This window comes from Halomonas sp. FeN2, assembly GCF_020595105.1.
In the GTDB taxonomy this organism is placed as follows: Bacteria; Pseudomonadota; Gammaproteobacteria; order Pseudomonadales; family Halomonadaceae; genus Vreelandella; species Vreelandella neptunia.
In genome coordinates, this window is sequence record NZ_CP074200.1 from 2,893,641 (window position 1) to 2,905,627 (window position 11,987).

Here is an 11,987-nt window from a genome sequence, read left to right on the forward strand (position 1 = left end):
ATATGTCAGATATGACAGTTAAAGATTTCGCAGGAAAGGTGGGCCGTGATGTGCCTCGCCTACTAGAGCAAATGAAAGAAGCGGGTTTGAAACACGCTTCTGAAAGCGATGCTGTGTCTGAAGAAGATAAGCAGAAGCTACTGAGTTTCTTGAAGAAGAGCCACGGCGGTAGCGACACCCCTGAAGCGGGCAAAAACCGCATCACGCTGACGCGCAAAACCCGTAGCCGTATCAATACCGGCGAGCGCGGCAAAACCATTGAAGTGCAGGTACGTAAGAAAAAAACCTACGTCAAAAGCGCTGAAGATGAAAAGCCGAAAGCGCCGGAGCCTAGCTATACCGGCCCGCGCCAGCTAGTGGGCGATATGGCGGAAGCCGAAGCTGAGCGCAAAGTGTCTGATGCGCGTGAAGCCGAAGAAAAAGCCGCTGCTAAGAAAGCCCGCGCTGCACAGGTAGCGGAAGCCACCGCGCGTAGTAATAAAGAAGCTGAAGCGACGGCTCGCAGTAAAGAGTCTGAAGCCAAGCCGAAAGCGCCTGCTGCAGCCAAAGCACCGGCTACGCCCGACATTCCGGTGCCGAATCTTGAAATCGACGATACGCCGTCCGGTGACGATATGCCGCCAGCGCCGCCGAAAGAGGGCCGCACTGACCGTCGTACCGCTCCGCCTAAGAAAACGGCAGCGAAGAACAAAGGTCGCCGTGACGATGAAGATCGTGGTGATCGCGAAGAGCGCAAGCGCGGTGGCGGCGGTAAGAAGGTAAAACGTGCCGAACAGCGTCGCGGTGGTCGCCGTGGTGGCAATCAGACCGGCAATGGCAAGCACGCTTTCCAGAAGCCGACTCAGCCGATCGTGCGTGAAGTATCGATCCCTGAATCGATCAGCGTAGCGGAATTGGCCGACAAGATGTCGATCAAGGCCAACGAAGTGATCAAGGCCATGTTTAACATGGGCGCTGCGGTGACCATCAACCAAACCATCGATCAGGATACGGCTGCGATCGTGGTGGAAGAGATGGGTCATACGCCGAAGCTGGTGAAAGATGACGCGCTGGAAACGGAAATGCTTGAAGGCATCTCCTATGAAGGCGAAGAGATCACGCGCTCACCCGTTGTGACGGTGATGGGTCACGTTGACCACGGTAAAACCTCGCTGCTGGATTACATCCGTAAAGCGAAAGTGGCGACCGGTGAAGCGGGTGGTATTACCCAGCATATCGGTGCCTACCACGTGGAAGATAACCACGGTGGCGTGACCTTCCTGGATACCCCAGGCCACGCGGCGTTTACCGCCATGCGTGCCCGTGGTGCCAAGGCGACAGACGTGGTTATTCTGGTTGTGGCTGCCGACGATGGCGTGATGCCTCAGACGATTGAGGCGATTGAACACTCCAAAGCTGCTGAAGTGCCCATGGTGGTCGCGGTCAACAAGATCGACAAAGATGGTATCGATCTTGATCGCATCAAGAATGAGCTTTCGCAGCACGGCGTGATCTCCGAAGAGTGGGGCGGTGATACGCAGTTTGTTCACGTCTCCGCCAAGACCGGCGAAGGTATGGAAGAGCTGCTGGAAGCGATCCAGCTGGCCTCTGAAGTGCTCGAGCTTAAAGCGGTTCCTTCTGCGCCGGGTAAAGGCGTGGTGGTTGAATCACGTCTTGATAAGGGTCGTGGTCCTGTGGCTACCGTACTGGTTCAGAACGGTACGCTGAAAAAGGGCGATATCGTCCTGGCAGGTCTGCACTACGGTCGCGTACGTGCGCTGACTAACGAACTTGCCCAGCAGGTTGATTCGGTTGGCCCGGCCATGCCGGTAGAGATTCAAGGCTTGGGCGGTACGCCGGATGCCGGTGATGACTTTATGGTTGTCGCTGACGAGAAGAAAGCCCGCGAAGTGGCTAACTTCCGTCAAGGCAAATACCGTGAAGTGCGCCTGGCGCGTCAGCAGAAGGCCAAGCTGGAGAACATGTTCAGCCAGATGGGCCAAGACGAAGTGGCCAAGGTCAACATCGTCCTCAAAGCCGATGTGCAAGGCTCGCTGGAAGCGATCAAAGGTGCCTTGGAAGAGCTTTCCACCGATGAAGTCGAAGTGGCGGTGGTGTCCTCGGGTGTCGGTGGTATCACCGGTACCGATGCTAACCTGGCGCTTGCTTCTGAAGCCATCGTGGTCGGCTTTAACGTCCGTGCTGACGCCGCTGCCCGTGAGATCATCGAACGTGAAGGTCTGGATCTGCGCTACTACAGCGTTATTTACCAGCTGATCGACGAGGTCAAACAGGCGATGAGCGGTATGCTCGCACCTGAGTGGAAAGAAGAGATCGTCGGTATTGCTGAAGTGCGCGATGTATTCCGGGCGCCGAAGATTGGTGCCATCGCCGGCTGTATGGTGGTTGAAGGCAGCGTGCACCGTAATAAGAAGATCCGCGTGTTGCGTGATGACGTGGTGATCTACGAAGGCGAACTCGAATCGCTGCGCCGCTTCAAAGACGATGTGCAGGAAGTGCGCAACGGCATGGAGTGTGGCATCGGCGTGAAGAACTACAACGATGTCCAAGTCGGCGATAAGATCGAAGTCTTCGACCAAGTGAAGGTCGAGCGTAGCCTGTAAGGCTGCGAGGAGCTAAACATGCGCGAATTTAAGCGTACCGACCGGGTAGCCGACCAGCTCCAAAAGGAGCTGGCGGTGTTGATCCAACGAGAAGTGAAAGACCCGCGTTTGGGCATGGTCACGGTCAGCGGTGTCACCGTTAGCCGTGACCTTGGCTACTCCGACGTCTACGTCACTCTGTTGGGTGAACAAGAGCCCGAGCGTATTAAAGAGAATCTGCAGGTGCTTAAGCGCGCTGCCGGTTTTCTAAGAAGCCAGATTGCCAAGCGCATCAAGCTACGTCACGTACCGGAGCTGCGTTTTCATTTCGATGAGAGCGTGGTGCGCGGTCAGCAACTTTCTTCATTGATTGATGAAGCGGTGACGACGGATCGTGCACGCTATCAAAACGATGATGATGACGATTATCAAGACGCTGGCCAAGACAGTGCCTCAGACGGCGACGCCCAGCAAAGTGAGGAAACTCGCTAGTGGCGCGTCAACGTCGCGGTTTGCCGGTTAATGGCGTACTACTGCTGGATAAGCCCAAGGGCGTTTCCAGCAACCATGCGCTGCAGCGTGTGCGTCGGTTGTTCCAGGCTCAAAAAGCCGGGCACACCGGCACGCTAGACCCGATGGCAACCGGGTTATTGCCGATTTGTCTAGGCGAAGCGACCAAGTTTTCATCGCACTTGCTGGAAGCCGACAAGGTGTATCGCACCCGGGTAGAGCTAGGGTTGATCACCGATACCGGCGATGCAGAAGGCACGATTATTGAGCAGCATGAGGTTCCCAGCCTAAGCGCCGATGACGTGGAAGCTGTGCTCACCCGTTTTCGCGGTGAGATTGACCAAGTGCCGCCCATGTATTCTGCCCTCAAGCATCAGGGCAAAAAACTTTACGAGTTGGCCCGTGAAGGCAAGCAGGTAGAGCGTGCAGCCCGGCGCGTAAGCGTGTATGATGCGCGCCTGCTATCGTTTGAAGGCACTGCTTTTGAACTGGAAGTAAGCTGCAGTAAAGGCACTTACATCCGCACGTTAGCCGAAGATATTGGCCAAGCGCTTGGCTGTGGTGCACACATCAGTCAACTAAGAAGGCTCAAAACGGGACCTTTTTTAGCCGACGCGATGTGGACGCTAGAGGCCTTGGAAGCATTGGCCGACCAAGCGGCACTGGAAGCTGAGCTGATGCCCGTGGATGTGTTGGTGAACCATTTACCGTTACTGACGGTAGACGACACCGCCCATTCACGTTTGGCCCATGGCCAGCCCGCTGCTCTCGAAACCGGCGCATTAGCCCCGGACGAAGTAGCCCGACTTTATTACGCCGAGACGTTTATCGGCCTTGGCGTAGTGAAAGGTGCTCAGGAAGTGGCGCCTAAGCGACTGTTAAGTACCGTCGCTATCTCGTAAACAGCGTTGCAAGGAGGCGGCCGTCTACGTGAAAATTGCAAGATCCGACGTGCACGTCGAAACGTGTACGTAGAAAACAGTAGCCTGAGACTGCAAATATGCGTGGTCTCAACCATTCATTTTTAGGCATATTGCTTACTGGAGAGACAGATGGCTTTAACCGCTGAGAAGAAGGCCGAGATCGTCACTGAATACGGCCGCGGCGACAACGATACCGGTTCCCCTGAAGTGCAGGTTGCACTGCTGAGCGCCAACATTAATGGCCTGCAGGATCACTTCAAGACCAACAAACAGGATCACCACTCGCGTCGTGGTCTGATCCGCATGGTTAACCAGCGTCGTAAGCTGCTGGACTACCTAAAGCGTAAAGATTTCGAACGCTATCAGTCTCTGATTCAGCGTTTAGGTCTGCGTCGTTAAGCCTTAACGGCAACGATTAGAAACGGGCAGCTCCTTGTGAGCTGCCCGTTTTTTTATGTTTCGTGTTTACGGCAAGTAGGGAACTGGTAGCCCTATCGCGCTCCAGCGCCTAGAATGGTAACGAGTCAAAACGACCTAAACGAATAGACAAGTAGATATTGATAATGCTGAAGGAAGTCGCTGTGAATCCGGTAAAGAAAACGTTCCAGTACGGTCGTAGCACCGTCACGCTCGAAACCGGGCGTATTGCCCGCCAAGCTACCGGCGCTGTCATGGTTACCATGGATGACACCGTCGTGCTGTGTACCGTTGTTGCTCGTAAAGAGGCAAATCCGAGCCAACCCTTTTTCCCCCTCTCGGTACACTACCAAGAGAAAACCTACGCAGTGGGCAAGATTCCTGGCGGCTTCTTCAAGCGCGAAGGTCGTCCCACCGAGAAAGAGACGCTGACCTCGCGGCTGATTGATCGCCCGATCCGTCCGCTGTTTCCCAAAGGCTTCATGAACGAAGTGCAGGTCGTGTGTACCGTTCTCTCTACCGACCGTAACCACGATCCGGATATCGCCGCACTGCTTGGCACCTCCGCGGCGCTGAGCATCTCTGGCGTGCCTTTTAGTGGCCCGATTGGCGCAGCCCGGGTTGGTTTTAACGAAGAGAAAGGCTACTTCCTCAACCCAACGGTTGAAGAACTGGCCTCCTCTGAGCTCGACATGGTCGTTGCCGGTACTGAAAAAGCCGTGCTGATGGTTGAGTCTGAAGCAAAAGAGCTGCTCGAAGATGAAATGCTGGGCGCCGTTCTGTTCGGTCACCAGGAAATGCAGGTCGCGATCAGTGCCATTAACGAACTGGTCGCTGAAGCGGGCAAACCGCGCTGGGAGTGGCAGGCCGCCGAAGAGAACCAGGCGCTCAAAGCCGCCATGGCCGATGCCTTTGAAGCTAAAGTGGGCGACGCTTACCGCATCACCGACAAAATGCAGCGCCAGGATGCACTGGCTGAGTTGAAAGACCAGGCGATTGAACAGCTGGCAGCCGATGAAGGCGAACCGGTTAACGACAAGTTCAGTAAAGATGACGTCAAAGGTGCTTTTGCTAGCCTGGAAAAACGCGTTGTGCGTTCACGGGTGGTCAAAGGCGAGCCGCGTATTGACGGTCGTGACAATCAAACCGTTCGTCCGCTGGCCATCGAAGTCGGTGTGCTGCCAAAAGCGCACGGCTCTGCCGTCTTTACGCGTGGTGAGACCCAGGCGATTGCCGTAGCAACGCTGGGCACGCTGCGTGATTCACAGCTAATCGAATCACTGGAAGGTGAGCGTAAAGACCGCTTTATGCTGCACTACAACTTCCCTCCCTACTCGGTGGGTGAAGCCGGCTTTATGGGTGGCCCGAAGCGTCGCGAAATCGGCCATGGCCGCTTAGCACGTCGTGGCGTGCAGGCAATGCTGCCGTCAGAAGACGTCTTCCCTTACACCATTCGTGTGGTGTCTGAAATTACCGAGTCTAACGGTTCCAGCTCCATGGCCTCTGTATGTGGCTCTTCGCTGGCCCTGATGGACGCAGGCGTGCCGTTAAAAGCACCGGTCGCCGGTATTGCCATGGGCTTGGTAAAAGACCCGGACGGTTTTGCGGTATTGACCGATATCCTGGGTGACGAAGATCACCTCGGCGATATGGACTTTAAAGTTGCCGGTTCCGAAGAGGGCGTCACCGCCCTGCAGATGGACATCAAGATCGAAGGCATCAACGAAGAGATTATGGAGCTCGCGCTGCAGCAAGCACTGACCGCGCGACTGAGTATTCTCGAGCAAATGAATGTCGTGATCAGCCAGAGCCGTAGCGATGTCTCCGACAACGCGCCGTCCATGGCAACGATTAAAATCGATCCAGACAAAATCCGCGACGTAATCGGTAAAGGTGGCGCAACCATTCGCAAAATCTGCGAAGACACCGGCGCCTCTATTGACCTCGACGACGATGGCACCGTGCGTATCTACGCGGAAGATAAAGCCGCCGCCAAGCGCGCCATCGACACCGTACTGGCGATTACCGCTGAAGCGGAAATCGGCAAGCTGTATCACGGCAAGGTCGTGCGTATTGCCGACTTCGGTGCGTTCGTTAACATCATGCCGGGTACCGATGGTTTGGTTCACATCTCGCAGATCGTAGCCGAGCGCGTTAATAACGTGCGCGACTTCTTGAACGAAGGCGATGACGTGATCGTTAAGGTGCTGGATATCGACAACCGCAACCGCGTTAAGCTGTCGATGAAAGAGATCACCGAAGAAGAGAAAGCCGCTTTTGCAGCGGAAGCAGCGGAAACCGAAGCGACGATTTAAATCGCTGGCTAGGTTTCTGACACCGCCCTCGTAGCCTCTGGCTGCGGGGGCGGTGTTTTTACTAAGTACTGTTTTTACTAAGTACTGTTTTTGCTAGGTACCGTTTTAGCTAAGCACTTTTTGCTAGATCTGGTTTTGCTGTTAGCTATAGCTTTGTTCGCCGGGATTTAAAGAATCAGGGAGCAGTAGATGGAGCAGGAACAAGCGCCGCGCTGGTGGGCGGTGGTGGCCGTGATGATCGGCATTTTTTTATTGGTGACCGCTGAGCAGCTGCCGATTGGGTTGCTTTCCCAGGTGGCATCGAGCATGGGCGTTACCCCCGGCATGGCAGGCTTAATGGTCACCGTGCCCGGCGTGGTCGCTGCCTTTTCAGCCCCGCTGCTGCCGGTAGCGGTGGGGCGCTTGGATCGGCGCATTATGCTCACTGTATTGATGGCCGTGATGGTGGCAGGGAGTGTGCTTTCAGCATTGGCCGGCAGCTTTATCCTGCTGCTCGCCGCTCGGGTATTAGTGGGGCTTAGTATTGGTGGATTTTGGGCGGTGGCGGGCAGTATTGCCCCACGGCTGGTGCCTGAAGCCCAAGTGCCAAAAGCGATGACGATGATTTTTGGTGGCGTCGCGGCAGCCTCGGTGCTGGGTGTGCCGTTGGGTACGCTGCTGGGGGATCTAAGCAACTGGCGGGTCGCCTTTGGGGCGCTGGGAGGGCTAAGCCTGTTAACGGCCGTTGCGCTGTGGTGTTGGCTACCGCCGCTACCACCGCGAGAACCTGTGCGTTTGCGGGTATTGGCGCAGCAGTTTAGCAATCGCGGTGTGCGAGTCGCGGTGTTAACCACCGCCTTTGTAGTGGTTGGCCACTTTGCTGCCTATACCTTTATTAGCCCTATCCTGCAAGAGATCAGCGGTATTTCCCAACGCCATGTGAGCAGCCTGCTGCTGCTTTATGGGGCGGCGGGCATTATGGGCAATATTGCGGCAGGCATGTTTGCCGGACGCCACCCCTACCGCGCTGTGCTGGCGATTCCCAGCCTGCTGCTTATCGTTGTCGCCGTGTTCCCGCTGCTGGGTGTTCAGCCGAGCAGCGGCGTCATGTTGCTCATGATGTGGGGCGCGGTGTTTGGCAGCGTATCGGTCAGCATTCAAACCTGGATTATACGCACAGCACCCAACACCGAAGCCGCCACGGCATTGATGGCGTTTACCTTCAATATGTCTATTGGCCTGGGCGCCATGCTGGGTGGGCGTATCGTCGATGGCACTAGCTTGCCCATTGCCATGTGGGCCGCATCCGGATTATTCCTGCTAGGCGCGCTACTGGTACTAAGCACGCCAGCCAAGGTCGTTGGCCAGAAAACACGTTGAGCCAAGAGGCGCAAAAAAAATGCCCCCGCGATCAGCGGGGGCATTGGCTAAGCGCTTACCTCAAACAATAATCAAGGACGCTCGATAGCCAGTGCTACGCCCTGACCGCCGCCGATACACAGCGTCGCGAGGCCTTTCTTGGCGTCGCGGGCGATCATTTCGTGGAGCAGCGTGACCAGTACGCGGCAGCCGGAGGCACCAATGGGGTGGCCTAGGGCAATCGCGCCGCCGTTGACGTTCACTTTAGACGTATCCCAGCCGAGCTCTTTGTTGACGGATAGCGCTTGAGCGGCAAACGCTTCGTTGGCTTCCACCAAGTCCAGGTCGTCCAGGCTCCAGCCCGCTTTTTCCAAGCAGCGGCGAGTGGCCGGTGCGGGGCCGATACCCATAATGGCAGGGTCAACGCCTGCATTGGAGTAAGCCGCTATACGTGCCAGTGGCTCTAGCCCCAACTGCTTAGCTTTTTCGGCGGAGCAGAGCATCACCACCGCCGCGCCGTCGTTGAGCGCCGAGGCGTTACCGGCGGTAACGGTACCGTCTTTCTTAAACGCAGGGCGCATGCCGCCGAGCTTCTCCGCGGTAACTTCCCGTGGGTTCTCGTCGGTATCAAACACCACCGGGTCGCCTTTGCGCTGGGGAATTTCCACCGGCACGATCTGACCTTTGAACTTACCTTCTTTGATGGCGGCAGCGGCTTTCTGCTGTGACGCTGCGGCGAACTCGTCCATCGCTTCGCGGGTGATACCGTACTTCTCGGCTAAGTTCTCGGCGGTAATGCCCATATGGTAGTTGTTGAAAGCGTCCCATAAGCCGTCGTGCACCATGGAATCAATTGCCTTCCAATCACCCATGCGCTGGCCGTTGCGGGAGTTGGGCAGCACGTGTGGAGAGGCGGACATATTTTCCTGGCCGCCGGCCAGAATCAGCTCGGCATCGCCGCAGCGAATTGCCTGAGTCGCGAGATGCAGCGCTTTAAGGCCTGAGCCACACACTTTGTTGATGGTCATGGCCGGTACCGAATCCGGTAGGCCGCCTTTGATAGCCGCTTGGCGCGCCGGATTTTGGCCAACGCCCGCGGTGAGCACCTGGCCCAGCAATACTTCGTCAACTTGATCGGGAGAAACGCCGGTGGAGGCGAGTATATCTTTGATTACCAAGGCGCCCAGGTCGCTCGCGGCAATACCTGCCAGGGAACCACCGAAAGCGCCTACAGCGGTGCGGCGTGCCGCAACAATGACTACTTCTTGCATAAAATGACTCCTCGAGTAATTAACAGACAGTCTGAAGCCAGATGCCCGATAGGCGTGCTCTGTCAGCCGTACTCTTTTATTCGTACTCTGTCAGCCGTCTCTTCAGCATAGGGGAAGGTGGTGCATGGCGGCAATACGCATTTATAGGCAAATAAAAACGGGCCAACATGTGGCCCGTCAGGAGAAAGCGTTAGAAGCGCTATGATTAGCCAAATTTTGATTAGGCTAGCTGCACTGGAATAATATTGCTGGTGTGGCTGACGTGGTTACCTTCCTGCAGATACACCAGCGCAGGCTGGTGATTTTCCAGTTCTGCTTCGGAGTAGTGGGCGTAGCTGCAGATAATGATCCGGTGGCCAGGGGCGGCGAGGTGGGCCGCAGCGCCGTTGATCGAGATAAGCTTGGAGCCTTCCTCACCGCGGATAGCGTAAGTGGTGAAGCGTTCGCCGTTCTCGACGTTGTAAATCTGGATCTGCTCATTTTCACGAATGCCCGCCATATCCAGCAGGTCGCCGTCGATGGCGCAGGAGCCTTCGTAGTTGAGTACCGCGTGAGTGACGCGTGCCATGTGCAGCTTGGCTTTGAGCATGATGGTATGCATGTGAGTTCCTATTTTTACCCGTTGTTTGTTTATTCTCTGGCAGCGCTGGCCGGGAGTCGAACAGTGAGGTTGTCGATTAATCGCGCCGGGCCCAGCTTGGCGGCGGCCAGCAGTACCGCATGGCGGGTCGCTAGGTTAATGGGGCCTAGCGTGGCATCGCGCAGTTCCAGGTAGTCCAGCGTAAAGCCCGCATCATACAGCGCGGTGTGGCCCTGGTGTAGTACCTTTTCGATAGGTTCTCCTCGCTCTAACGCATCGCGAAGCGTACACAGCGTGCGATAAAGCGCAGGGGCGATTGCACGCTCCTCGCTACTCAAATAGCCGTTGCGTGATGACAGTGCCAAGCCATCTTCTGCGCGCACGATGGGCACGCCGATAATCTCGATAGGCATGTGCAGGTCGCACACCAGCTTCCTAATCACCGCCAGCTGCTGGTAATCCTTCTCCCCAAAGCAGGCAACGTCTGGCTGTACCAGATTAAACAGCATGCTGACCACGGTGGAGACACCGTCGAAATGGCCGGGGCGTGAGCCGCCGCACAGCCCTTCGCCCACCACGGGCACATGCACGCGGGTCTGGGCGTCCAAGCCGTTGGGGTAGAGCGAGCTCACCGCCGGGGCGAACAGCACGTCGCAGCCAGCCTCGATAAGCTGCGCTTGATCGGCATCAAAGGTACGCGGGTAGCCGTCTAAATCTTCGCCTGGGCCAAACTGCATCGGATTGACGAACAGGCTTGCGACCACGATATCGGCGTGCTGGCGCGCGCAGGCGACCAGCGCTAGGTGCCCGGCATGTAGGTTGCCCATGGTGGGTACCAGGGCAATACGCTGGCCGCGTTGGCGGTAATCTCGCAGCGTGCTGCGTAGCTGATCAATGTCTCGCAAAGTGCGCATAGTCGTTTCGCATTAGTAACAAAGTGGGGCGATAGTTAAGGCGTCTTTTAAAAACGGCGCTTAAAAACAGTGATTAAAGGCTATTCGTCATCAAATGTAGATTTAATATTGGTTGGCTATTTTGTATCTCACGATTCAGATCGCAACCACTAAGCCAGCTATCTGTTGTGGGAGGCCGCTTCAGCGGTGGTTCGACACTTCGACGAAGGGTGCCGCAGGCACCCCCTTGGCTTCATCATGCTAATAGCCCAAACATTCGCGAGCTGAAGCTCCCTCCCACAGGAACTATCTTCATGCTGGCAGAGTTAATTCCACACTGAGCGACGAAAAACCGATTAAAAACAGTGCTCTTGAGCCGGGAAGGCGCGGGTTTTGACCGCTTCATGGTAGTCCTGAAAAGCAGCTTGAATGCTATCAGCCTCGGCCATGAAGTTTTTTACAAAGCGGGGTGTGCGGCCATGGGTGATACCGAGCACATCGTGCATCACCAGAATCTGGCCATCGGTATCTGGCCCTGCGCCAATGCCAATCACCGGCACATCCAGCGCAGCGGTGACCGCTTTGCCCAGACTGGCAGGAACGCACTCGAGCAGAATCACCGAAGCGCCCGCCTCGACAAGTACTTTTGCGTCATTAATGATGCGTTCCGCTTGAGCGGCGTCGCGCCCCTGCACTTTATAGCCGCCTAGCTGATGCACGGTTTGCGGGGTTAAGCCTAGGTGGGCACATACCGGTACGCCGCGGCGGGTGAGTTCACGAATGCCATCGGCCATCCACGCTTCGCCTTCCAGCTTGACCAGTTCCGCTCCCGCGCGCATCACGGCACCGGCATCTTCCAACAGGCGCTCGGTGGTGGCGTTGCTCATAAAGGGTAGATCCACCATCAGCAGGCTATGGCCTTTACCACGTGCCGCGCAGCGGGTGTGGTAAACGATGTCGTCAATGGTGACGGGGAGGGTGCTGTTATGGCCCTGTAGCACCATGCCCAGCGAATCACCGACGAGCAGGACATCAATGCCTGCCTGGCTTGCCGCATGGGCAAAGGAGGCGTCGTAAGCGGTTAGGCAACTGAACGTCTCGCCAGCCTGCTTATAGGCCTGCAGCGTGCTTAGGGTGACGGTTTTCATGGCGTGCTCT

At 56.4% G+C, this 11,987-nt stretch carries 10 protein-coding genes; 6 read left to right on the forward strand and 4 right to left on the reverse strand.

Annotation, left to right across the window (positions count from 1 at the left end; genetic code table 11):
- Positions 1-2 precede the first annotated feature (2 nt).
- The 6 genes from infB to KF947_RS13380 all read left to right on the forward strand — a co-directional run bounded on the left by infB (position 3) and on the right by KF947_RS13380 (position 8,106).
- The gene (gene infB / locus KF947_RS13355) at positions 3-2,603 is read left to right on the forward strand and encodes a translation initiation factor IF-2 (protein WP_133731586.1); all 2,601 of its coding nucleotides are present in this window, start codon (positions 3-5) and stop codon (positions 2,601-2,603) included.
- 18 nt (positions 2,604-2,621) lie between these two features.
- A complete protein-coding gene (rbfA, locus tag KF947_RS13360; protein WP_133731585.1) occupies positions 2,622-3,074 on the forward strand; it encodes a 30S ribosome-binding factor RbfA in 453 nt (150 codons plus the stop codon).
- The gene (gene truB, locus KF947_RS13365; protein ID WP_227404174.1) at positions 3,074-3,994 is read left to right on the forward strand and encodes a tRNA pseudouridine(55) synthase TruB; all 921 of its coding nucleotides are present in this window, start codon (positions 3,074-3,076) and stop codon (positions 3,992-3,994) included. Before rbfA ends, truB begins: the two co-directional genes overlap by 1 nt.
- 150 nt (positions 3,995-4,144) lie before the next feature.
- Positions 4,145-4,414, forward strand: a complete 270-nt coding sequence (rpsO, locus tag KF947_RS13370) for a 30S ribosomal protein S15 (protein WP_007111823.1) — start codon at positions 4,145-4,147, stop codon at positions 4,412-4,414.
- A gap of 164 nt (positions 4,415-4,578) precedes the next feature.
- On the forward strand, positions 4,579-6,747 hold the full coding sequence (pnp, locus tag KF947_RS13375) for a polyribonucleotide nucleotidyltransferase (protein WP_133731583.1): 2,169 nt from the start codon (positions 4,579-4,581) through the stop codon (positions 6,745-6,747).
- Between the two features lie 189 nt (positions 6,748-6,936).
- Positions 6,937-8,106, forward strand: a complete 1,170-nt coding sequence (locus KF947_RS13380) for an MFS transporter (RefSeq protein WP_227404175.1) — start codon at positions 6,937-6,939, stop codon at positions 8,104-8,106.
- A 71-nt stretch (positions 8,107-8,177) separates the two neighbouring features.
- Here the strand turns inward: KF947_RS13380 and KF947_RS13385 are convergent, their stop codons facing one another.
- From KF947_RS13385 to panB, 4 genes are all read right to left on the reverse strand, one after another.
- A complete protein-coding gene (locus KF947_RS13385; RefSeq protein WP_133731581.1) occupies positions 8,178-9,356 on the reverse strand; it encodes an acetyl-CoA C-acetyltransferase in 1,179 nt (392 codons plus the stop codon).
- A gap of 220 nt (positions 9,357-9,576) precedes the next feature.
- Complete coding sequence (gene panD / locus KF947_RS13390) at positions 9,577-9,957, reverse strand: aspartate 1-decarboxylase (protein WP_007111819.1); 381 nt, start codon at positions 9,955-9,957, stop codon at positions 9,577-9,579.
- Between the two features lie 29 nt (positions 9,958-9,986).
- A complete protein-coding gene (gene panC / locus KF947_RS13395) occupies positions 9,987-10,850 on the reverse strand; it encodes a pantoate--beta-alanine ligase (protein ID WP_133731580.1) in 864 nt (287 codons plus the stop codon).
- Between the two features lie 335 nt (positions 10,851-11,185).
- Entirely contained in the window at positions 11,186-11,977 is a 792-nt protein-coding gene (panB, locus tag KF947_RS13400) for a 3-methyl-2-oxobutanoate hydroxymethyltransferase (RefSeq protein WP_133731579.1), read from the reverse strand.
- Between the last annotated feature and the right edge of the window lie 10 nt (positions 11,978-11,987).